The following is a 23,429-nucleotide window of genomic DNA, read 5'->3' as shown; positions in this document are numbered from 1 at the left end:
ATTAAGCCATCTCTTTTTCAATGAGTAAAATCAAAATATGAATCACTTTTATATGGATTTCTTGCACTCTATCAGCATAACCAAAATGAGGTACACGAATGTCTACATCAGCCAAACCATTCATTTTTCCACCATCTTTACCGGTAAGCGTAATAATTTTCATACCTTTTTGTTTTGCTGCTTCAATCGCTTTAATAACATTAGTTGAGTTTCCTGAAGTTGAAATACCTAGTAGTACATCACCTTTTTGACCAACACCTTCTACATAGCGAGAAAAAATAGAATCGAAACCATAATCATTACCAACACAGGATATATGACTCACATCTGATATTGCAATAGCAGGATAGGATGGTCGGTTATCGCGAAAACGGCCAGTTAACTCTTCAGCAAAATGCATAGCGTCACAATGAGAACCTCCATTACCACATGAAAGTACTTTACCACCTTGTTTAAATGAGTTTGCGATTAAAATGGCCGCCTGTTGGATTTGTTTAAGATTTTCATTATTTGAAATGAAATTAGCTAATACGTCAATTGCTTGATTTAGCTCATCTCGAATAGTGTTAATGTACATCAATTTTACCTCTTTTGTAGAAAGCTTTTTTCTTACCATTGTAATTCGTTAATAACAGCTTGCAAGTAATAAAAATGAAATTTCTTATAGTAAGAAAAAACTTTGATGCAATTATTAAAAATTTATAAATCTTTGTTGAAGGAATGACAATTTATAAATGTAAAAATTACACTTTATAAACAGTAAATTTACAAACAATAACTTTCGAATAATCATACTTACTTATGCTTGTTATAAACATATTAATTCACCATTTTTGCTAATAGGATAACCCTTTAATCTGTGCTATAATTGGCTTATAAATTTTTCACTAAAAGTGATTATAAAATTGCATCTAGAATCTATCGATAAGGAATAAATATGCAAATAGTTAAAGGTAAAGTTGCTGCACCAAAAGCTAAAGTAGCCATTATCGTGGCACGTTTTAACCAATTTATTAACGAAAGTTTAGTTAATGGAGCAGTAGATGCATTAACTCGTATTGGTCAAGTTGAAGATAAAAACATTTCAGTTATTTGGGTACCAGGCGCTTACGAAATTCCTTTAGCAGCAAAAGTTGCTGCGCAATCAAAAAAATATGATGCCATTGTAGCATTAGGTACGGTAATTCGTGGCAGTACGGCTCATTTTGATTTCGTTGCTGGAGAATCAAGTTCAGGTTTATTGAATGCTAGTTTAGAGTATTCAATACCAGTTGGTTTTGGAATTTTAACCACCGAAAGTATTGAGCAGGCGATCGAACGAGCTGGAACTAAAGCGGGTAATAAAGGTGCTGAAGCAGCATTAACCGCACTTGAAATGTTAAATGTTATCAAAACAATTAAGGGGTAATTTAGTGGCGTTAGTTAATCCTCGTCGTCGAGCAAGAGAGTGTGCCGTTCAAGCCATTTACTCTTGGCAAATTTCTAAAAATGATCTTGCTGATGTTGAGAGCAGTTTTATAGCTGAACAAGATATGAAAGGTGTTGATAGTAAATATTTTAGGGAATTACTTCATGGTGTTGCCAAAAACACAGCAGAATTAGATGAAAAAATGGCACCTTACCTAACAGAAAGAACTGTTGATGAGTTAGGACAAATTGAATTAGCGGTACTACGAATTGCAACTTATGAATTAATGAAGAGACATGATGTCCCTTATAAAGTGGTTATCAATGAAGCAATTGATCTGGCGAAAACTTTTGGCGCAGAAGAAAGCCACAAATTTATAAATGGTGTATTGGATAAAGTTGCTCCAACTATTCGTACACGATAACTGTCTTAAATTGGGAATATTATGAACGACACGATCGAAAAAAGCAGGCCTTCAATTTTTTATGCCAAAAATAGTCAATCAAGTGTGAAATCTGTAAAAAACAAAGGCAATGATCATCGAAGTAAGCGTAAAAATGATAGTCTTCAGTCTAATTCAAAAGCAAAACATGATCGAATTGAAACATTTAAAGTAAAATCATCAAATAAAACTATAAAGTCATCTAAAGTAAACTTAAATTTATCAGATGAACATGATTCTCCCTGGCAAAAAAAAGTTAAAGATAACGATCAAACTCCAACATTTGGCTATGATGAGTATCGACAAAAAAAAGAAGAGACTTTAGTTTATAGTGAAAACAGTTGTAGAGCTGTATTTAAGCATCGACGCTCTGCTATAGTGAAATTATTTATTACTCAAGAAATGACTTACCAGTTTAAAGATTTAATTAATTGGTTAGTCAAACAACGACTAGGTTATGACGTTGTATCAACAGAACAAATTACTAAAATAACTCAAAACCTACATCATGGTGGAGTCTGTTTAATTGTTAAAAAACGGATACCGCTCTCTTTACTTGATTATTTACATGAACATGATGATAGAGTTCGTGATTGTATTCTTGCGATTGATGATGTTAATAACCCTCATAATTTAGGTGGATTAGTTCGTAGCGCTGCTTTTTTTGGCGTTAATGGTATCATTTTGCGTCAAACTAATTTGCTTGATAGTGGATCAGCAATGCGAGTCGCTGAAGGTGGTATTGAAGCGATTGAACCAATTAAAAGTGATGATTTTATTGTATCCATAGATATATTAAAAAAGAATGGTTATCAAATAATTGCCTTATTACCATGTCAGTCAAAATCCATTAAATCAACCGAATTATCACAACTTCAATTTAAAAAGAAAGTTGTATTAATTATATTTCAACAAATTAATACAAAGTTAATTAATTGTGCTGATAATGTTGTGCATTTGAGTGGTAATGATAATATGTCGGCATTAAATATTTCTGTTGCAGCAGGGATTGTTTTATCTACTATTAAATATCAATCTTAATTGATATTGTTCTAGTTATTTTTGAATATTTTGATGAAGTTAACACTTTTATCTTCTCATTATATTAAATAGCATCAATTGGTTAGAAAATGGTTGTTTTTTCTGTACATTGGTATCGAGTTTTTTAATGTATTGGTAATTATTATGTCATCTAAACATCGAGTTGGTTTAATTTTTGGTAAGTTCTATCCATTACACAGTGGTCACATTTATCTTATTGAAAAAGCGTTAACGCAAGTTGATGAATTACATGTAATGCTTGGTTGTGAAGCAACTCGCGATAAACAACTATTTGAGAAAAGTCGTTTACCTAGACAGCCACAAGTTAGTGATCGTTTTTCATGGTTAAAAGATACCTTCAAAGATAGACATAATATTCATATTTATATTTCTGATGAAACTGGAATTAACTATTATCCTAATGGTTGGAAAGAGTGGAGTGATAGTATTAAACATATATTATCAGAAAATAAAATTGAACCATCTGTTGTGTTTACTAGTGAACCACAAGATGTAACGGAGCATGAGCGCTATTTTGGTTGCCCTGTAGTTGTTATTGATGCTAATCGTGAATTCGTTAATATCAGTGCAACCAAAATTCGAGAAAATCCTTATCAAAATTGGTCTTTTATTGCCCAAGCAGCTAGACCTTTTTTTGTTAAAAAAGTCGCCATCATAGGACATGATAAATTTAATGAATTGCCCGTAAAATTAGCTAATATTTATAATACACAATATGTTTCAAATGGGTATATAAATTATATTCAACGAGAAATTTCCACTCTAGAAAATAAACGTTACTTAAGTGAAAATGATTATCTAAGAATTGCAATGTTACATGTAGAGAGAATGAGTAAATCATTAGAAAATGCTAATAAGCTTCTCTTTACTTCTATCGATTTTGGGACATTATCTAACTACTACGAGCAAATTTTTGGCAAATCTAATGAAGTCTTAATTGGACTAAAAAGTAGCTACCAATTTGATTTAATTATTCATGAAAATGAATTACCGGCGAATTCCACTCCATTACAGCATTTTGAAATTGTTTCTAAAATGGTTGAATCGTTATTGATTTAGCTCATCACATTTAGGTTAGCTTATGTTAAAATAAGCTAACTTTTTGTGATAGGTGAATTGTTATGTCTCAATCTTCTCAACCAAATGAAAATCAGGATAAAATTGATTTTGGTTACACCCAAGTTCCAAAACAAGATAAAGTAAAACGCGTAGCAGAGGTGTTTCATTCTGTTGCAGATAAATACGATATCATGAACGATCTAATGTCATTTGGTATTCACCGAATCTGGAAAAAAATAACTATTGAGTATAGTAGTGTTAGGAAAGGCCAAAAAGTCCTTGATCTAGCTGGTGGTACAGGTGATTTAACAGCTAAATTCTCACAAATAGTTGGAGATGATGGCTTAGTTGTATTAGCAGATATCAATGAGTCGATGCTTAAGGTTGGTAGAGATAAACTACGAGATAAAGGCTTATTTAAAAATATTGAATATGTACAAGCAAATGCAGAGGAGTTACCATTTGCAGATAACTATTTTGATTGTATCACTATCTCATTTGGTCTACGAAATGTGACTGATAAGCAAAAAGCGCTAGAATCTATGTGGCGAGTTTTAAAGCCAGGAGGGCGTTTATTGATTCTAGAATTCTCTAAACCACAATACCAAATTTTAAATAAAGCCTACGATCTTTACTCATTTACTATGTTGCCATTAATGGGAAAAATCGTAGCGAATGATTCAGATAGTTATCGATATTTAGCTGAATCTATCAGAATGCACCCAGATCAAAAAACACTGAAAAAAATGATGGAAGATGCTGGGTTTGTCGATGTTAAATATCACAATATGACAGGCGGTATTGTAGCCTTACATACTGGTTTTAAATTTTAATGTGATAAACAAATAATGACATTTTTTCGACTTTATAAAATATTAACCATATTTCGAGCTTATCGATTAGAAGAGCTATTACCAAAACACCGTGTCTCAAGGTGGTTACGAGTATTATTGTTTTGTTTGTTTTGGGTTAGACCTAAATCAAATCAACAAGAGATTGGTGAAAGGTTGCGTCAAGCCTTACAAGAGCTAGGCCCGGTATGGATAAAATTTGGGCAAATGGTTTCAACAAGACGCGATGTGTTGCCAAAACATCTTGTCGATGCTCTAGCCAAATTACAAGACCAAGTTACCCCTTTCGATGGAAAAATTGCAAAACAAATTATTGAAACTGCTCTAGGGTGTCCTATAGATTTTTATTTTTCAGATTTTAATGATCAACCATTAGCATCAGCATCCATCGCACAAGTTCATACAGCAACTTTAAAAAGTAGCCAAGCTGAAGTGGTAATCAAAGTTTTGCGACCAAATATTTTACCTATAATTAAATCTGACATTCGCTTAATGTATTGGATTGCTAACCAATTTACTAAACGGATAAAATTTGGTGAAAAGTTACGGGCTGTAGAAATTGTCAGTGATTATGAAAACACGCTTCTAAAAGAATTGGATCTTCAGAAAGAAGCCTATAACACAGCTCGTTTGCGCGACAATTTCATTAATAGTGAGATCCTTTATATTCCCTATGTGTACCAAGATTTGTGCCGAAAAAATGTTTTAGTTGAAGAGCGAATTTACGGTACTCCGATAGCTAATGTTGATGAATTAAAAAGAAATAATGTCAATATGAAGTTATTAGCAGAGCGTGGTGTTCAAGCTTTCTTTACCCAAGTATTTAGGGATAATTTTTTTCATGCAGATATGCACCCGGGCAATATCTTTGTGGATATAAGCGAACCCCAAAATCCTCGTTACATTGGGATAGATTGTGCAATTGTAGGTATTTTGACTGAAGATGATCAACGCTATTTGGCTGAAAATTTTCTTGCATTTTTTAACCAAGATTATCGAAAAATTGCACAAATTTATATCAAATCTGGTTGGGTTCCTGAAACAACGGATGTTGCCGCATTAGAAATGGCTATGCGCAATGTTTGCGAACCTGCATTTGCTAAACCACTTGGTGAGCTCTCCTTTTCGCAAATTTTATTATCACTATTTCAAGTTGCACGTCAATTTGAGATGGATATTCAACCTCAATTAACCTTACTTGAAAAAACGTTATTTTATATAGAAGGGTTAGGGCGTCAACTCTATCCAGAACTTGACTTGTGGCAAACGGCTAAACCATTTTTAGAAAATTGGTATGAAGATAAATACAGTGCTAAAAAGTTATTACATCAAGTTTGGACTTCCTTACCAGAATGGAAAAACCTTGTTGTTGAGCTACCGGAAAAGTTGAATGATCAGGCTCGGATGACTAAGCTGATGCATGTTCAGTTAAAACAGATTAATCAACAACTTCAACGTAGTAAAAGAAACCAACAAAGATTAATGTTTGCAATTAGTATTCTTAGTCTTTTATGTATTGCTTTACTTGTCGGGCATTAAGCGAGTTATTTTTTGGAATCTCACCATTTAAGTGTATAATTTTACTATTTTAAGCTATTGGAGACTTATCATATGCCAAGTTTGCCCAAATTACTCATATTTGTAGCGGTTATCGTTCTATTATTTGGAACAAAAAAATTGCGTTCATTGGGCTCTGATCTTGGGGCTTCCATTAAAGGTTTTAAGAAAGCTATGAATGACGACGATGATCAAAAAGAGACAGATGATTCACAAAAAGTGGAACGTCTTAACTCATCTGATGATAACCACACCAATAAAGAGTAACTTGTGTTTGATATTAGCTTTGGTCAGCTACTATTAGTCTTAATTATCGGGTTGGTCGTATTAGGGCCAGAGCGTCTACCTATTGCAATTAAAACTGTTGCAAGCTGGATAAAAGTACTCCGCCGTATGTCTGCAACTGTTCAGTTAGAATTGAATAAAGAGCTTAAATTACAAGAGTTACAAGATAGTTTAAAAAAAGCAGAACAAAGTGGGCTAAATACCCTAACACCGGAAATTCAAGAATCCATTGATGAATTAAAACGCGTAACCGAAACACTACAAAAAGAGATCGATTCCGCCTCTCAAATAGATACAACAATTCATTCAGATAAAGATAAATTATGACAGACGACGCAACGCAACCACTTATTGGTCATCTAGTAGAACTAAGAACACGGCTTTTACGATGTATCATCTGTATATTAATTGTATTAACGTGTTTACTCTATTTCTCGAATGATATTTATCATATTGTTGCTAATCCGCTTATTAGTCAATTGCCAAAAGGTAGTAGCATGATTGCAACTGACATTGCAGCACCATTTTTTACTCCTATTAAACTGACTGCTGTTGTTTCAATATTTATTTCGATTCCTTATATTTTGTATCAAGTATGGGGATTTATTGCACCTGCATTATATCAACATGAAAAACGTCTAATTATGCCATTGATAATTTCAAGTACGGTACTTTTTTATATTGGTATTGCGTTTGCTTATTTTGCGGTATTTCCTCTCGCTTTTTACTTCTTTATTCACACTGCTCCAGTTGATGTTGCGATAAATACCGATATAACTAAATATCTTGATTTTGTCATGACATTATTTATAGTCTTTGGTTTTGCATTTGAAGTCCCTGTTGCAATAATATTGCTGTGCTGGACAGGAGTAACAACCCCTAAAAATCTACGTAAAAAAAGACCTTATATTATTGTAGCAGTATTTGCTGTAGCTATGTTTGTTACACCACCAGACGTATTTTCACAAATTTTATTAGCTGTACCTATCTGTTTATTATTTGAAGTTGGGACATTCTTTGCCCGGTTTTATCAACCAAGAAAAAAAATCATACAAGATGATGATAAAAATATAGACGATGAATAATAGATTGATAATTGATCCAATGAATACGAGTAAAGGATAACTAAATGAAAACATCTCTTCCTGAGTTTAATCTGGCAAATGTTCTTGTTGTTGGCGATATTATGTTAGATCGCTATTGGTATGGCGGTACCAATCGCATATCACCAGAAGCGCCTGTACCAATTGTTAAAATTGATTCTCTTGAAGAACGTCCTGGCGGTGCAGCTAATGTTGCACTCAATATTACCTCCCTCGGAGGTAAAGCGCGTTTAATTGGTCTTACAGGAATGGATGAACCTGCTAAGGTACTTGATGAGCAACTTACTAATCGACATGTTCATTGCGATTTTGTATCTGTCTCAACACATCCAACTATTACTAAATTAAGAGTGTTATCAAGAAATCAACAATTAATAAGGATTGATTTTGAGGAAGGTTTTAATAATGTGGATCATACTCCTATTTTAGAGCGTATTGATACCGCACTTACAACTTCTAAAGTAATGGTTCTATCGGATTATGCCAAAGGTGCATTAACTGCTGTACAAGAAATGATAAAACAAGCACGAAAAGTTAATGTACCAATATTGGTTGATCCTAAAGGTACTGATTTTGAGCGTTATCGTGGTGTAACATTACTGACACCAAATATGTCTGAATTTGAAGCTGTAGTTGGAACATGTAAAACAGAAGAAGAGATCATTGAAAAAGGTTCTCAACTTATTAAGCAATATGATCTTAAAGCCTTGCTTGTTACTCGTAGTGAAAAAGGCATGACGTTAATACAATTAGATAAACCAGTTTACCATCTGCCAACTCAAGCTAAAGAGGTATTTGATGTTACCGGTGCGGGTGATACTGTAATCGCAACTTTAGCAGCTTCATTAGCTGCAGGGCAATCACTTGAAGAAAGCTGTTATTTAGCAAACGCTGCAGCCGGTGTAGTTGTCGGTAAATTGGGAACATCAACTGTTTCGCAAGTTGAATTAAGTAATGCTATTCGGGCTCGCGCAGATGATGGTTTTGGGGTGATGACTGAAGATGAATTAAAAGAAGAAATTCGTAAAGCACGATTACGTGGTGAAAAAATTGTCATGACTAATGGCTGTTTTGACATTTTACACGCTGGGCATGTTTCATATCTTGCTAATGCTCGCAAGCTTGGTGACCGTTTGATTGTAGCAGTAAATAGTGATACCTCAGTAAAACAATTGAAAGGGGAATCCCGACCAATAAATCCATTAATGCAAAGAATGATAGTATTAGGTGCACTTGATTCAGTTGACTGGGTTGTTCCTTTTGAAGAAGAGACTCCACAAAGGTTGATTGCCAGTATTTTACCTGATGTATTAGTAAAAGGTGGTGACTATAAACCTGAAGATATCGCTGGTGGAAAAGAAGTTATAGAAGCAGGTGGAGTAGTTAAAGTCCTTAATTTTGAAGATGGTTGTTCGACCACAAACATCATTGATAAGATTAAACGGAAATAAATAATATAATAATTAGCTATTTATTTAAGTAGCTAATTAGTCAATTATCGAATAATTTAGGTTTGGGTATATTTTAAAACCAATCAATAGGTATTAACTATCGTTAAATTTCATAATTAATACTTTTTTTATTATCTGCTTTATGCAAACCTATCAACTACCAAATGCTAATTTATTTAAAGGATTTCTTTTATGACTAAACACTATGACTATATTGCTATCGGTGGTGGTAGTGGGGGTATTGCTTCAATTAATCGAGCGGCATCTTACGGTAAAAAGTGCGCTATTATTGAAGCTAAATTATTAGGCGGAACTTGTGTCAATGTTGGGTGTGTTCCCAAAAAAATTATGTGGTATGGTGCACAAATTGCTGAGGCGATTAATCATTATGGCCCTGATTATGGTTTTGATACGACAATTAATCATTTTGATTGGGATAAACTAATCGCTAGCCGAACAGCTTATATTGATCGTGTTCATCAATCTTATGATCGAGTATTAAACAATAATAATGTCGATGTTATTCATGGATATGCTAAATTTATTGATAGCAAAACGCTTGATGTCAATGGTGTGCATTATTGTGCCGATCATATTCTTATTGCTGTCGGTGGTAAGCCAAGTATACCCAATATTCCCGGAGCGCAATATGGAATTACTTCAGATGGATTCTTTGAATTAAAAGCATTACCAAAAAGAGTGGCCGTTGTTGGTGCAGGCTATATAGCTTGTGAAATTGCCAGTGTTTTACACTCGCTAGGTGCTGAAACTCATCAATTTGTTCGGCAAGGCACACCTTTACGTGCTTTCGATCCATTAATTGTTGAAACATTAATGGAAGTTATAACTAATGATGGTCAGCATTTGCATACTTTTGCAATTCCATCTTCTGTCACTAAAAATGTTGATGAATCATTAACGTTAACATTAGAAGATGGTAAAAATTATACTGTTGATTGTTTAATTTGGGCAATAGGACGAGAACCTGCAACTAAAGAAATGAATTTATCTGCAGCTGGCATTAAAGTTGACAGTAATGGGTTTATTATTGTTGATGAGTATCAAAATACTAATGTAGCAGGAATTTATTCTGTTGGCGATGATACTGGAGCAGCGGCATTAACACCAGTTGCAGTTGCTGCTGGTCGACGCTTATCTGAACGACTTTTCAACAATAAACCAAATGAACATCTAGATTATACTAATATTCCAACGGTGGTATTTACCCATCCACCGATCGGGACAGTTGGGTTAACAGAACCACAAGCAATGTTACAATATGGGCCTGAAAACGTGAAGGTCTATAAATCTACGTTTACTGCTATGTATACTGCCGTAACTTCTCATCGTCAACCGTGTAAAATGAAATTAGTTTGTATTGGTGAACAAGAAAAAATAGTCGGCATTCATGGTATAGGCTATGGTATGGACGAAATTTTACAAGGTTTTGCTGTCGCATTAAAAATGGGTGCAACAAAAAAAGACTTTGATAACACCATCGCCATTCACCCAACAGCGGCAGAAGAGTTTGTTACAATGCGCTAATGTATTGAAAATTTATTATATCTTGTTAAAAAAAACAGGGCTTTAGCCCTGTTTTTATATGGTGTTAAGTGATTAATTATCTAATCTATTTTGCCAACCCTTTTGAGCTAATGATGAAAAACCAACTAAAACAGCAAGTAAAGCCACTGCTGAGATGTAAATACCTGCTCCCAGATAACTGTATTCACCTAATATATGATCGGGACTTAATAAGTAGATAGTTAAAGTCGGCGTTATTGCACTAAACAATGCATAGGCTAAATTGTAAGATAATGATAGACCAGAATAGCGAATGGCTGGTGGAAAGGTTCTAGTTCCTATAATTGGTGTCATAGCGATTGCTCCGATAAATAAGCCAAATATCGCCCAAATCGAATATAGTTTAGCTAATGACATATCTGGCGTTAGTGAACTATAGAAATAGATGCTTACCACAGCCAATCCACCCCAAGTTATGACGACTGTTTTTGCTGTACCTAATTTATCATCTAACCAACCAGAAATAACACAGCCAATTGATAATGTTAAGGCAGCAATACATCCACCAATACGCCAATCCAGATTAGCAAAATGATACATACCGCCAACGATACGGCCAGGAGTAATTAAAATACCAACCATAATTGCTGTTGATAATGACCAAGTTAACAAAGCGACTATCAAACAAGCTGTCTTATGTTTTTTTAGTACGGTAACAACAGGAATGCTTTTTTCTAATGCTTTACGTGCAGCTAATTCCTTGAAGATTGGCGTTTCAGATAAAAATTTTCGTAAGTAGACTGAAATCACACCAAAAATTCCACCAATAATAAACGGTATACGCCAAGCATAATCTAAAATATTTTGGCTAGTAAAATAGAGATCAACAATAATTGTAACGAAAAATCCAAGTAAAATTCCGCCTGTAATACCTGATGTTAACGTACCAACGCCCAAACCATAGCGTTGTTTTGGTGTATGTTCTGCGATAAATACCCATGCACCAGGCATTTCTCCACCAATAGCTGCGCCTTGTAACATACGCATCAACAACAATAATAATGGTGCTACAATACCAATTGCTTCATAGGTCGGTAAAATACCGATAATAAAAGTAGGTAAAGCCATCATTGCTACACTTAAGGTAAACATCCGTTTTCGGCCAACTTTATCTCCAAAGTGGGCCATAATAATTCCGCCAACAGGACGAACTAAATAACCAGCAGCAAAAATCCCCCATGCAAATAAATCTAAGGTTAATGGTGACAAGGTATGTGGTAAAAATAGTGGCTTGACAATGGTATCAATATATAGCGCATAGATAACAAAGTCATAAAATTCAAGCGTTCCGCCTAAAGATGACAATATTAATGTTTTAAAATCCTTACTATTCAATGGTCGGGCGACCGGTTGCCATTCAGCGTTAATTTCAGATTGACTCATGAAAAAACCTTATTTTTATTATTAAATGAATATAGCCAGTAAAGGAAATGACTATTCTTTGATAAATTTTAATTTTGAAAAGGCATTCTGCCATAAAAAGTAGTCTTTTGTTTAATCATAAAAAAATTTAATCAACAATAACGATATGTTTGTTTGATTTATAATATGTATAAAAAATGATATTAAGCTAAAATTCTATCTATATATCGCATATAATAATTTTAAAATATTTGGATAAAAATATGGCAAAACGATGCAGTTGGGTTACAAAAGACCCGTTATATATAAATTATCATGATAATGAATGGGGTTATCCACAATATGATAGCCTTAAACTATTTGAAAAAATTTGTCTTGAAGGACAACAAGCTGGATTATCTTGGATTACCGTACTAAAAAAAAGAGAAGAATATCGTCGATGTTTTTTTAATTTTGACCCAGAAAAAATTATTCAATTAAACGCTATTGATATAGAGTCATTAATCAAAAATAAAGGATTAATTCGAAATCGTTTAAAACTTAAAAGCATTGTAAAAAATGCCCATGCCTATTTAGCTATGCAAAATAATAATGAGGACTTTTCACAATTTATTTGGTCATTCGTTGATGGTAAGCCAATAGTCAATCACTACAAAGATAAAAGTGAGGTTCCTGTTAGTACAGAAATATCCGATAAAATGTCAAAAGCACTGAAAAAGAAAGGATTTTCATTTGTAGGATCAACAATTTGTTATGCATTTATGCAATCGATGGGCTTAGTTAATGACCATTTCGAAGATTGCTTTAAAAAATGAGGAGAAATTGATGACAATCATGAAATTAATAAAATATTGCCTAACATTAATATTAGTTTATTTCATCGTTTGTAATATCATTATTTTTATTTACGCTAATCAAAAGCCATCAACTAATGCTGATACTTTAGTCGTATTAGGATCACAAGTGGTTGGAACACCAGCTGAAGCGCCACTTACCTTACAAAATCGTTTAGATACAGCATTTAATTATTTGCAGAGTAATCCAAATACCAAAGTAATTGTTTGTGGTGGGCAAGGAAGCGATGAATCTGCAACTGAAGCAAGTGTGATGGCTGATTACCTAATTAAAAAAGGTATTAATTCCTCAAGAGTATATCTTGAAGACAGATCAAGGCGAACGGCTCAACAGTTTGTTTATGCTAATCAAATTTTACCACTAGGCAAAACAGTTGTTGTGACCAATGATTTTCATATTCTTCGTTCAATTATGCTAGCTAAACGCTCGGGTATTAGTGATATTACTGGTTTACCTGCACCGTTAGCTTATACCAATATTGATAAATATATAGCAATGATAAGAGAGCCATTAGCTTTACTTAATTCATGGCTGTTTGACCATCCATTAGATTATGTTGAAAATAATAATTAGCCATTCTAATTAAGTTAGATAGCTTGCCTTTACAGATTTTTAATGATAGTCATGGTATGATTAATCATTGCTATTTTTAATTACAATTAATAAATATGAATTCAGACACAATTGTTGCACAGGCAACACCACCTGGTCGTGGTGGTGTTGGCATATTGCGTATTTCTGGTCCTAAAGCACAAGAGGTTGCCAAAGCAGTTTTAGGTATCTTACCTAAACCGCGATATGCTCATTATCTACCGTTTTTAGCCGCTGATGGAACAACGTTAGATGAGGGCATTGCTTTATTCTTTCCCAATCCAAACTCGTTCACAGGTGAAGATGTGCTTGAACTACAGGGCCATGGTGGACCCGTTATTTTAGATCTACTGCTAAAACGTATATTAGAAATATCTGGTGTGCGTATAGCAAGACCAGGTGAATTTTCAGAGCGAGCTTTCTTAAATGATAAATTAGATCTTGCGCAAGCTGAAGCCATTGCAGATTTAATTGATGCAAGTTCAGAGCAAGCGGCCAAATCTGCTTTGTTCTCTTTACAAGGCGTGTTTTCCAAGAAGATTAATGAATTAGTTGAATCGCTTATTCATTTGCGTATTTTTACTGAAGCAGCTATTGATTTTCCTGAAGAAGAAATAGACTTTTTATCTGACGGAAAAATAGAAGCAGAGCTTGACCAAGTTATTCAACGATTAAATGAAGTTCGTCATGAAGCCAAACAAGGTTCATTACTGCGGGAAGGCATGAAAGTTGTCATTGCCGGTCGACCTAATGCGGGTAAATCAAGTTTACTTAACGCATTAGCCGGTCGTGAGGCGGCTATTGTTACTGACATAGCAGGGACAACACGTGACGTTTTGCGTGAACATATTCATATCGATGGTATGCCTTTGCATATCATTGACACTGCCGGACTACGCGAAGCCAGCGATGAAGTAGAACGAATCGGGATTGAACGGGCATGGCAAGAAATTGACCAAGCGGATCGGGTGTTATTTATGGTTGATAGCACAACAACCAATGAGGCCAATCCAGAAAAACTTTGGCCAGAATTTATTGAACGCTTACCTAAAAATATGCCAGTAACCGTTATTCGAAACAAAGCAGACTTAACTGGTGAACGATTAGGCTATAGTGAGCAAAATGGTTATTGCCTTATCCAACTATCAGCACGAACTGGAGAAGGTATTACCTTATTACGTGATCATCTTAAACAGGTAATGGGCTTTACTAGTAGTACAGAAGGGGGCTTTTTAGCTCGTCGACGACACTTACAAGCACTTGAAAAAGCTGCAGAGCATTTAAATAATGGTAAATACCAGCTCACAACATTTCATGCTGGCGAATTATTAGCGGAAGAACTCAGATTAGCTCAAGAATCTCTGAGTGAAATCACTGGTCAATTTACATCTGATGACTTATTAGGAAGAATATTCAGTTCATTTTGTATTGGTAAATAATTCAAGTTTTACAGTTAACGAGCTAATACTTGTCAAAAACCAGAATTCAGTTGTTTTGGTTTTTGAACATAAAGACATAGAAGAGTTGAACTACTGTAATGTCTGGAATAATTCAGTGTTATTCAAAAAAAGATAAAAAATATACTCAGTAAATACGAGAGATAATCGTTTAGGTATGGATTCTAAGGTATTAAATTTACATAATTTTCAATGTATTGTTTAAAAACTTTCACTCTGTTTGGCATATAATTTCTATCCTTGAATATTAAAGAGATCGGTCGAATGCTACCGATCCAATTAGGTAACACTTGCACTAACTCTCCATTAACTAAACTTTTTTGAACAAACTGAGATGGAACAAAACATATCCCCATTCCTGCTTTGGTTGCGTCAATTATTAGTTCAGTATCATCCATAATTAAATAAGGATTTGCTTGTACCTCATAATATTCTTTATTTGTGGTATTAGTAAGTGACCAGCTTAGGTTATGGCTTATATTAATTAAATTTTTGTCGAGTAAATCAATGGGATGTGTACATATAGGTATTTGTTCTAAATAATTTTTGGATGAACACAATATATTTTTCGACAATAGTATTCGTTTTGCTATCCAATCACTATCGGTCAAATCTCCCACGCGTATAGCAATATCTATATTCATATCAGCTAAATTAACTATCTGATTCGTAGCCATTAAATCTATTTTTATATCAGGGTATGTTTTCATAAATGAAAACACACAGTTTCCAAACCATTGATGTGTTAGGCTTAATGGTGCAGTTATTCTTATTGTTCCGGATAACTTTTGGTTAAAATCATACAAATCTTCAGCTTTTTCAACAAACTCCTCAACTAAGGTAGTAAATTTAGCAATATACATTTGTCCTAATGTCGTTAGGGTGATCTTCCTACTGCTTCTATGCATCAAAAGACCGCCAATAGCTTCTTCTAATTGAGTTAGACGTCTGCTTATAGTTGGTGAAGGTATACAAAGTTTATGCGATGCCTTAACAATACTACCTTCTTTAATTACATTAATGAAAATGACCAAATCATCTAATGATAATTTCATTTTTGAAATTTAACCTTCTTTTTTTGTTTATTGTATTATAAATGGATTATTCATAAAATCAAAATCTATCAGTTATTGACCTACCTTAAGCAACGAGGACTAACTTGATATCATCAGATGCCTTTTTATGAATAAAATAGAGATTAAAATGAAAAAAAAAATTACAATTTTACTTGTTACACTATCAACCTTTTTTTGGGGAACTAATTTTAATGCAGGTTCAATAGTTGTCTCTTCCGTATCGCCACTTACAGCAGCTTCTGAACGTTTTATTATTGCAACATTAGCTATTTTTGTTTTTATGATCATTAAAGATAAAGGCAACATCAATGCATTTAAATTAAATTGGAAACCATTAATTTTACTTGGATTATGTGGCATTACAGGCTTCAATTTAGCCTTTTTTATCGGATTACAAACTACATCCGCTTTAAATGGTGCACTTATTATGGCTACATCGCCAGTGACAACCATATTAATATCATCAATTATAGAAAAACACCGTGTTTCATTGCCACAAACTGTAGGGATGTTGATCAGCTTGATTGGTGTAATTTTAGTGATAAGCCATGGTGATATAAATAATATACTTAAATTACATTTTACTCGTGGTGATTTGATTATTTTATTGGGAAATCTGGCTTGGGCAACCTACACTGTTGGATGTCGTAGATTTATATCCGATTCGACACCATTACAAACAACAGCTTTTACGATGTTATTTGGTACTATAGGAATAGTTGTATTTTCTTTTTATCAAAGTGACTTAATAAAAGAGATTGAAGAAATTTCAACATACAATCAAATTATTCTTATTTATATGGGACTTGTTGGTTCAGTATTAGCATATTTATTTTGGAATGTTGGGATAAAAGAACTCGGTGCAGCTAATACTTCATTGTTTTTCAATTTCGTACCTGTTTTTACTTTATTACTTGCTTTTATTATGGGCACAATACCCAATTTATTACAGTTAGCTGGAGCTCTTTTAGTTATAAGTGGAGTGATATATGCGACAGGATCTTATCAAATATTAAAGATGAATCGTTAAATAGTCTTAATATCACATACAATTCAATAATCATTATTTGACATAATTAGCCATAAGTTCGAGAGGTATTTTGTTTGAAGAATTTTTGAATAACATGTCATTTAATGTTTTGTGCAATGACGGTTAAGTAGATTTGTGATCGTTATGGCTATTCCCTCATTCAATTATTAGTACGAAAAGGATAAGCTATTACCCTATTATGTGATCATATCAAATAGGTAATGTGTTTTCTTGTAGCTCAGAATGAGACTTTTTGGCTTATTACTGACATTTATAAGTACTTAAAAAGCAGCAGAGCATTTAAATAATGGTAAATATCAGCTCACAACATTTCATGCTGGTGAACTATTAGAAGAACAACTTAGACTTGCGCAAGAGTCATTGAGTGAAATCACTGGCGAATTTACCTCCAATGATCTACTAGGGCGCATATTCAGCTCATTTTGCATTGGTAAATAAGCTGAACATAATGTTGGTTAGAAATATAGGGATATAAATAAAAAGTCATATCCCTATGAAGTGTTTTAAGAATTAAAAATTAACTTAAGCTATTTATTTTTGCCGGCATTATTTGGAACTAAAAATAAAATTGAAATAAAACATAACAGACAAAATCCGACATTAATCCATAATCCAATTGCTGCGCCAGTTGCTATACTTTGACCACTGGCAATAACTGCAGCATAAATTGATGCTGAAATGGCGACACCAAAAGCACCGCCTAATGAACTTGCCATTTTATATATTCCTGATGCAATACCAACTTTATCTTCAGGGGCGCTAGAAATTGCTGTGTCAATCGAAGGTGTCGCATAAAAACCTAAACCAAGACCAAATAAAATGTAGCCACCTAATACTGAAATAATATAAAGCATATCTGGTAAAAATGTCAGCGTCATCAATGCAATTCCGGAACCAGTAATTAACGGTCCCATTAACATTGGTTTTTTCGCACCTACCTTTTGTAAGATTTTTTCACCAACACGAATCATACATAAAACCGAAACTAAATAACCAATAGTTAATAATCCATTTTGGAAAGAGGTAAACCCTCGCCCCTGTTGGGTATAAGTGCTGGCCACAATTAACGTGCCTGCAACAGCATTTAGCATAAAGTTGGATAAGGTAGCACCACGGTAAGGGATATTTTTAAATAATGCAAAATCAATGAAAGCGCCACTCGCTTTACTTTTTTCAATAACAAAAAATAAAATCATAAAAACAAAACAAACGGTAGCCAACGATAATGTTGCTACACTAGTCCATCCAAAAGTAGAACCTTTGGTTATCACAAGATTTAATGAAACTAACGTAATAACAAAAACAAATAGCCCTACATAATCAAATTTTGGCAGACTCGAAGGATCTTCAATTTTGGTTTCAGGAGTTCCTTTCAACAAAAGCATACCTAATACAGCACAGATAATAGAGATTATAAAGATCCATTGCCAACCTAAATAAGTCGCTATTGCACCGCCAGCAAGCACACAAGTGCCCGAGCCGCCCCAAGATCCAATCGACCAAAAACTCAATGCACGCTGACGATCTTTACCTTGATAATAGGTTTTCACTAATGCTAAAGTCGATGGCATAATACAAGCTGCAGATAAGCCTTGAATAATGCGTCCAAAGGTAAATAATATTTCTCCTTGGGCGAAAATCAAACAAAGACAACCAATAATACTTAAAATAAAACCAAAGTAAGTAAAACGAACTCGTCCAAAGCGATCAGCTAAACCACCAGCAACCACAATAAAGCAGCCAGAGAAAAGTGCAGTCAAACTTACTGCTAAATTAAAAGAGGCTGGAGTGATACCAACAGTATGCTGAACAGCCGGTCCAACATTGACTATTGATTGAGCAAACAGCCAAAAAGTAATAACCCCTAATACAATGCCTAATGTTAACCGGTTATAACTTTTAAATTGCGCGGTACTAGAACTCTTTGAAGTTGACATATTTAAACCAGACATAGAAGCGATTTATCCTTATTTACTTAAATATGTTTCAGTTAATGCAACCCAATATGACGCAGCAGGAACAATACATTTATCATTAAAATCATAACCAGGATTATGAACACTACAAAATCCTGGTTCGTCTCCATTGCCGATAATCATATAACAACCATTTGGATTGCTCTCTAACATAAAAGCAAAATCTTCACTGCCCATAAAAGGATGGCAATTATCATGAACACGATCTTTACCGACTAATTTCCGAGCAACTTCTAATGCAAATTTTGTTGCATTAGCACCATTATGTAAAACAGGGCTACCATTGATATGTTCGATTTTAACTGAGGCGCCAAAACTTTCCGCCTGCGAAGTGGCAATTTCGGTAATACGCTTGAGCAATAAAGTCCGGGTATTATTATCTAATGCTCTGACGGTTAGCTTCATCAATGCATCGCTATTGACCACATTGGGGGCTTCGCCAGATTGAATACAACCAATCGTGATAACAGCTTTCTCAAAGGGTGAAACATTGCGGGAAACAATACTTTGTAAAGCAATGCCAATATAACAAGCAACAAGCGTCGCATCAATTCCTCGCTCAGGCATGGCTCCATGAGCACCTTTCCCATTGATGGTGATATGAATCGTATCGGATGAAGCCATAAGAGCACCGTTTTTAAAATAAAAATGGCCTTCCTTAAATCCGGGCATATTGTGAATACCGAAAATCACATCACAAGGAAATTGTTTAAATAAACCCTCATCGACCATCACTTTCCCACCATATAACAACTCTTCAGCTGGTTGAAAAATGACATGTAAAGTCCCATCAAAGTTGCGTGTTTCGGCAAGATATTTAGCTGCACATAGCAAAATAGTGGTATGCCCATCATGACCACAACCGTGGAATTTACCATGGCTAACACTGCTCCAAGGTTTACCCGAAGCTTCAACAATAGGTAATGCATCCATGTCAGCTCTAATACCTATTTTCTTATTACTAGCGCCATTTTTCAAAACACCAACGACGCCAGTTTTTGCTAGACCACGATGAACCTCATAGCCCCATTCAGATAGCTTATTTGCAACTAAATCACTGGTTTTTTTCTCTTCAAAACCTAACTCAGGATGTTTATGAATCTGATGTCGAATATCAACAAATTCTTGTTCTGTTTTTCTAATCGTTTCCATAATATGCTGCATTTTAGGCTCCTAATTAACCTGAATATCGTTTATGAGAAAAAATAAAAATGGAACTATACATCTAAGTTAAAATTATATTTAAAAACAAAAACTATCTTTATTATCAAAACCACATAGATGAATAAATATACAATCTAATTTTGTATAAGTCGATTATTTCTGTTATTCAATTTTTATTCTTGAAGGATAACCTTGCTTATTTTTCTTGGCACCATGGTTTATTTGAGTATAAAGGAGCAGAAACGCTCAATCATTACGTTTTATTAATAACAGATATAAATCTTATAAATTTTCACTATTCTGAGGTGTTTTTTTTGTAGGCTTATTGGCGTAATATAATCACTATACTTTATATGACAGACAAATTTATTTTAATTATAGATGTTCCAACGTTGCACTAGATGAATTATAGATAACAAAAGGGGATAATGATGAAATTAATCGTCGATAATATGAGTTGTCAACATTGTGTTAAAACCATTACTAAAGCAATTAATGATATTGATCCTAAAGCTAAAGTGACCGTTGATTTAGCGAAGCATGAGGTTGATATAGAAGGTGGTACTATCTCACAAGAAGCTGCAATTCAAGCCGTTAATCAAGCGGGGTTTGAGTTTGTGGGTATTTCGTATTAAGGCAATACTATTTACAATTTCTCATTTTAAACGATTAAGACAATCGCTTAAATACTAGATAATACAAATATCCAATAGCCTCTATTTGATTAGATAATGCACTAAAAAAGTTTTCATATACTTCATTGGCACGGATTGTCGATGAAGTATATAGCTGTTGAAAATAGCGTTTGCCGAAAATACTACATTTAGCTTTCTAGCCTTTTCCTGCGGTGTCCCACCATTGATAAAAATGGTGAGTAGGTCCAATTCCTTTACCAATTTTCAAATTATCTGCATTTTCAATGGCACCTTGTAGGTATTTTTTTGCTTGTTTAACGGCTTCTTCTAACTCATATTTTGGTAGTAATGCTGAAATAGCTGCCGATAATGTGCAACCTGTACCATGAGTGTTTTTAGTTTGGATACGTGGTGATGCCATTCTGATGATCTTTGTTGGCGTGATTAAATAATCCGGACTTTCTTGACTTGGCAAATGTCCCCCTTTCATTAATACTGCCTGACAGCCTAATTTGAGTAGCTCATAACCCTGTTGTTGCATTTCATCTTCGTTTTGTGCCTCATGACAATCAAGTAATGCTGCTGCTTCTGGAAGGTTAGGGGTGATGATGGTGGCTAATGGTAATAGCAATTCTCGAATAGCGGTAATGGCATCATTTCTCAATAAAGGATGCCCCCCTTTGGCTATCATTACCGTATCAAGAACAATATTGGCAATAGGATTATTGCTTAATAGATGATTAACCGTGGTTACAATCTCTTTATTCATCAGCATACCGATTTTAACGCTATCAATATGGATATCTTGATAAAGTGTGTTAAATTGAGCCTTAACAAATTCGGGTGGCACTTGGTATATGCTATTAACACCTTGTGTACTTTGTGCGGTTAAAGCAGTAATGACTGACATCCCATAAGCGCCAAGCGCTGAAAAGGCCTTTAAATCGGCCTGAATACCTGCACCGCCACTAGGATCGCTACCCGCTATAGTTAATGAAACTGTTGTCATGGTTTAATTTCCTATCTTGCTTGTCTTATTTTTCTAATCAAATCAGATGTGGCCTTAGCAATATCTCCTTGCCCGCAAATTGCGGATACAACGGCAATACCTTCAATGCCAGTTTGAATCACTTCAGTTAAATTGTTTACACCGATACCACCGATCGCAACGGCAGGGCATTGTTTTGCTTTAACAAGTTCAGTCAATTGGGCGATGCCTATTGCTTCTGCTGCATCTTTTTTGGTGGGGGTTGGATAGATAGGGCCAATACCTAGATAATCGACTAGTTGCCAAGGAACGCGCTCAAGTTGCGAATAATTAGAGACTGAAAGCCCTATCCATTTATCTTCTCCAATTAATCGTCGTGCAACTTCGACAGGTAGATCGCTTTGTCCAACATGAACACCATCGGCATCGACAGCTAAAGCTATATCAATATGATCATTAATCAATAGTGGAACTTGAGTGTCGATTAATACTTCTTTTAAAGCTTGGGCGGCTTTATACCAATTTCTACCTGAATATTCTTGTTCTGAACGTAATTGAACGGCAGTAACACCATTTTCAACTGCAAACTTAGTGGTATTAACCATACCATTTATGCCATCACAAAGTACTGGGTCAAGTACTAAATAGAGTGTTAAATCAAGTTGCTTCTTCATCAAAAATCCTTATTTGTGGTGAAAAGAGAAAGTTGGTCAATAATTGACATAGCAAAAGTACCTAGCCCTTGCTGTTTATTAGCGAGTTCACCCGCTTTTTTCATCATAAAGCAGGCTGAAGCAGTAGCCTTTAAATGATCTTCAGAACTTGCAATCAATGCTGCCACAATCGCAGATAATGAACAACCAGTACCAGTTACTTGTGTTAGCGCGATATCACCCCCAACAATGCTATAAACCTGCTCACCATCTGTGACATAATCGGTCTCACCTGTTATTGCAACAATGGTTTGATATTTCTTGGCTAATAGCATTGCCGCATCTAATGCAGAATCAGTAGAATCCAGCCCATCAGGCCCTTTTGATGATGATTGTTGACCACTTAATGCTAGAATTTCTGAAGCATTTCCTCGAATAACTGTCGGTTTAAATGTTAATAATTGCTTAGCAATTTCAGTACGATATTTCAATGCTGCTCCAACTGCGACAGGATCTAATACCCAAGGAGTTTGATTAGCTTTTGCGGCGGCTAGTAACATGCTTTTAGCGCTGTGACTATTGATCGTGCCAATATTAATTAACAAACCATTTGCAATGGCAACAAAGTCCTCAACTTCTTGCTCAGCTACCACCATCGCTGGTGAAGCCCCAATCGCCAAAAGAACGTTAGCAGTGTAATTTTGTACCACATCATTGGTAATACAATGGATTAAAGGTCGCTTCTGATGAACTTGCCCAATAAAAGGAATGGCATCCTGATTTGAAAATAATTTAATGACCGACATATTCTTTCCTTAT

The 23,429-nt window shown here is 34.6% G+C and carries 23 protein-coding genes and 2 pseudogenes; 17 read left to right on the top strand and 8 right to left on the bottom strand.

Annotated elements, in window-relative coordinates; all coding sequences use genetic code 11:
- Position 1: 1 nt before the first annotated feature.
- On the bottom strand, positions 2 to 577 hold the full coding sequence (lpcA, locus tag A9G08_RS10190; RefSeq protein WP_065563600.1) for a D-sedoheptulose 7-phosphate isomerase: 576 nt from the start codon (positions 575 to 577) through the stop codon (positions 2 to 4).
- A 360-nt stretch (positions 578 to 937) separates the two neighbouring features.
- Here lpcA and ribH point away from each other — a divergent pair, with 360 nt between their 5' ends.
- The 11 genes and pseudogenes from ribH (at position 938) to gorA (ending at position 10,763) form a co-directional block, all read left to right on the top strand.
- On the top strand, positions 938 to 1,408 hold the full coding sequence (gene ribH, locus A9G08_RS10185; protein ID WP_065563599.1) for a 6,7-dimethyl-8-ribityllumazine synthase: 471 nt from the start codon (positions 938 to 940) through the stop codon (positions 1,406 to 1,408).
- Between the two features lie 4 nt (positions 1,409 to 1,412).
- Complete coding sequence (gene nusB / locus A9G08_RS10180; protein WP_218058472.1) at positions 1,413 to 1,832, top strand: transcription antitermination factor NusB; 420 nt, start codon at positions 1,413 to 1,415, stop codon at positions 1,830 to 1,832.
- Positions 1,833 to 1,853: 21 nt separating this feature from the next.
- A complete protein-coding gene (locus A9G08_RS10175; protein ID WP_065563597.1) occupies positions 1,854 to 2,891 on the top strand; it encodes a TrmH family RNA methyltransferase in 1,038 nt (345 codons plus the stop codon).
- A gap of 144 nt (positions 2,892 to 3,035) precedes the next feature.
- Positions 3,036 to 3,971 (top strand): multifunctional transcriptional regulator/nicotinamide-nucleotide adenylyltransferase/ribosylnicotinamide kinase NadR, encoded by a 936-nt coding sequence (nadR, locus tag A9G08_RS10170; protein WP_065563596.1) that lies wholly within the window; start codon positions 3,036 to 3,038, stop codon positions 3,969 to 3,971.
- A gap of 62 nt (positions 3,972 to 4,033) precedes the next feature.
- Positions 4,034 to 4,804 (top strand): bifunctional demethylmenaquinone methyltransferase/2-methoxy-6-polyprenyl-1,4-benzoquinol methylase UbiE, encoded by a 771-nt coding sequence (gene ubiE, locus A9G08_RS10165; protein WP_065563595.1) that lies wholly within the window; start codon positions 4,034 to 4,036, stop codon positions 4,802 to 4,804.
- Positions 4,805 to 4,819: 15 nt separating this feature from the next.
- Positions 4,820 to 6,361, top strand: coding sequence for a ubiquinone biosynthesis regulatory protein kinase UbiB (gene ubiB / locus A9G08_RS10160; RefSeq protein ID WP_081299568.1), 1,542 nt, complete (start codon positions 4,820 to 4,822; stop codon positions 6,359 to 6,361).
- Positions 6,362 to 6,433: 72 nt separating this feature from the next.
- Positions 6,434 to 6,646, top strand: a complete 213-nt coding sequence (gene tatA / locus A9G08_RS10155) for a twin-arginine translocase TatA/TatE family subunit (protein WP_065563594.1) — start codon at positions 6,434 to 6,436, stop codon at positions 6,644 to 6,646.
- Between the two features lie 3 nt (positions 6,647 to 6,649).
- Positions 6,650 to 6,973, top strand: a pseudogene (gene tatB, locus A9G08_RS10150) (Sec-independent protein translocase protein TatB); the annotation flags it as partial.
- 14 nt (positions 6,974 to 6,987) lie between these two features.
- Complete coding sequence (gene tatC, locus A9G08_RS10145; protein WP_065563592.1) at positions 6,988 to 7,749, top strand: twin-arginine translocase subunit TatC; 762 nt, start codon at positions 6,988 to 6,990, stop codon at positions 7,747 to 7,749.
- A gap of 44 nt (positions 7,750 to 7,793) precedes the next feature.
- Positions 7,794 to 9,218 (top strand): bifunctional D-glycero-beta-D-manno-heptose-7-phosphate kinase/D-glycero-beta-D-manno-heptose 1-phosphate adenylyltransferase HldE, encoded by a 1,425-nt coding sequence (gene hldE / locus A9G08_RS10140; RefSeq protein ID WP_065563591.1) that lies wholly within the window; start codon positions 7,794 to 7,796, stop codon positions 9,216 to 9,218.
- A 192-nt stretch (positions 9,219 to 9,410) separates the two neighbouring features.
- Entirely contained in the window at positions 9,411 to 10,763 is a 1,353-nt protein-coding gene (gene gorA, locus A9G08_RS10135) for a glutathione-disulfide reductase (protein ID WP_065563590.1), read from the top strand.
- A gap of 72 nt (positions 10,764 to 10,835) precedes the next feature.
- On the opposite strand, the gene A9G08_RS10130 is transcribed toward gorA, so the two are convergent.
- Positions 10,836 to 12,185, bottom strand: a complete 1,350-nt coding sequence (locus A9G08_RS10130) for an MFS transporter (protein WP_065563589.1) — start codon at positions 12,183 to 12,185, stop codon at positions 10,836 to 10,838.
- A 242-nt stretch (positions 12,186 to 12,427) separates the two neighbouring features.
- Here A9G08_RS10130 and A9G08_RS10125 point away from each other — a divergent pair, with 242 nt between their 5' ends.
- The 3 genes from A9G08_RS10125 to mnmE all read left to right on the top strand — a co-directional run bounded on the left by A9G08_RS10125 (position 12,428) and on the right by mnmE (position 15,049).
- Entirely contained in the window at positions 12,428 to 12,979 is a 552-nt protein-coding gene (locus tag A9G08_RS10125) for a DNA-3-methyladenine glycosylase I (protein ID WP_065563588.1), read from the top strand.
- A gap of 10 nt (positions 12,980 to 12,989) precedes the next feature.
- Entirely contained in the window at positions 12,990 to 13,592 is a 603-nt protein-coding gene (locus tag A9G08_RS10120; RefSeq protein ID WP_176701546.1) for a YdcF family protein, read from the top strand.
- A 95-nt stretch (positions 13,593 to 13,687) separates the two neighbouring features.
- Positions 13,688 to 15,049 (top strand): tRNA uridine-5-carboxymethylaminomethyl(34) synthesis GTPase MnmE, encoded by a 1,362-nt coding sequence (gene mnmE / locus A9G08_RS10115; protein ID WP_065563587.1) that lies wholly within the window; start codon positions 13,688 to 13,690, stop codon positions 15,047 to 15,049.
- Between the two features lie 182 nt (positions 15,050 to 15,231).
- Here mnmE and A9G08_RS10110 read toward each other — a convergent pair whose 3' ends face one another.
- Entirely contained in the window at positions 15,232 to 16,122 is an 891-nt protein-coding gene (locus tag A9G08_RS10110) for a LysR family transcriptional regulator (protein WP_065563586.1), read from the bottom strand.
- Between the two features lie 148 nt (positions 16,123 to 16,270).
- Here A9G08_RS10110 and A9G08_RS10105 point away from each other — a divergent pair, with 148 nt between their 5' ends.
- Both A9G08_RS10105 and A9G08_RS11565 read left to right on the top strand, forming a co-directional pair.
- Positions 16,271 to 17,173, top strand: a complete 903-nt coding sequence (locus A9G08_RS10105; protein WP_065563744.1) for a DMT family transporter — start codon at positions 16,271 to 16,273, stop codon at positions 17,171 to 17,173.
- Positions 17,174 to 17,458: 285 nt separating this feature from the next.
- Positions 17,459 to 17,632 (top strand): annotated as a pseudogene (locus A9G08_RS11565) (tRNA uridine-5-carboxymethylaminomethyl(34) synthesis GTPase MnmE); the annotation flags it as partial.
- An 89-nt stretch (positions 17,633 to 17,721) separates the two neighbouring features.
- Here the strand turns inward: A9G08_RS11565 and A9G08_RS10100 are convergent.
- Together A9G08_RS10100 and A9G08_RS10095 are read right to left on the bottom strand one after the other, a co-directional pair.
- On the bottom strand, positions 17,722 to 19,146 hold the full coding sequence (locus A9G08_RS10100) for an MFS transporter (RefSeq protein WP_081299565.1): 1,425 nt from the start codon (positions 19,144 to 19,146) through the stop codon (positions 17,722 to 17,724).
- 15 nt (positions 19,147 to 19,161) lie between these two features.
- A complete protein-coding gene (locus tag A9G08_RS10095; protein WP_065563585.1) occupies positions 19,162 to 20,334 on the bottom strand; it encodes a M20 aminoacylase family protein in 1,173 nt (390 codons plus the stop codon).
- A gap of 428 nt (positions 20,335 to 20,762) precedes the next feature.
- On the opposite strand from A9G08_RS10095, the gene A9G08_RS10090 reads away from it, so the two are divergent.
- Positions 20,763 to 20,969 carry a heavy-metal-associated domain-containing protein gene (locus A9G08_RS10090; RefSeq protein WP_065563584.1) on the top strand — a complete coding sequence of 69 codons (207 nt, stop codon included), beginning with the start codon at positions 20,763 to 20,765 and terminating at the stop codon, positions 20,967 to 20,969.
- A 196-nt stretch (positions 20,970 to 21,165) separates the two neighbouring features.
- Here the strand turns inward: A9G08_RS10090 and thiD are convergent, their stop codons facing one another.
- The 3 genes from thiD to thiM are packed head-to-tail and all read right to left on the bottom strand — an operon-like array spanning position 21,166 to position 23,416.
- Entirely contained in the window at positions 21,166 to 21,978 is an 813-nt protein-coding gene (thiD, locus tag A9G08_RS10085) for a bifunctional hydroxymethylpyrimidine kinase/phosphomethylpyrimidine kinase (RefSeq protein WP_065563583.1), read from the bottom strand.
- Between the two features lie 11 nt (positions 21,979 to 21,989).
- Positions 21,990 to 22,631, bottom strand: a complete 642-nt coding sequence (gene thiE / locus A9G08_RS10080; protein WP_065563582.1) for a thiamine phosphate synthase — start codon at positions 22,629 to 22,631, stop codon at positions 21,990 to 21,992.
- A complete protein-coding gene (gene thiM / locus A9G08_RS10075; RefSeq protein ID WP_065563581.1) occupies positions 22,631 to 23,416 on the bottom strand; it encodes a hydroxyethylthiazole kinase in 786 nt (261 codons plus the stop codon). The genes thiE and thiM overlap by 1 nt, the downstream gene beginning before the upstream one ends.
- Positions 23,417 to 23,429 lie beyond the last annotated feature (13 nt).

This window comes from Gilliamella sp. wkB195 (assembly GCF_001690445.1).
Lineage (GTDB): Bacteria > Pseudomonadota > Gammaproteobacteria > Enterobacterales > Orbaceae > Gilliamella > Gilliamella apicola_E.
The sequence above is the reverse complement of the archived record's forward strand: the minus strand, read 5'-3'. Positions and strand labels throughout refer to the sequence as shown.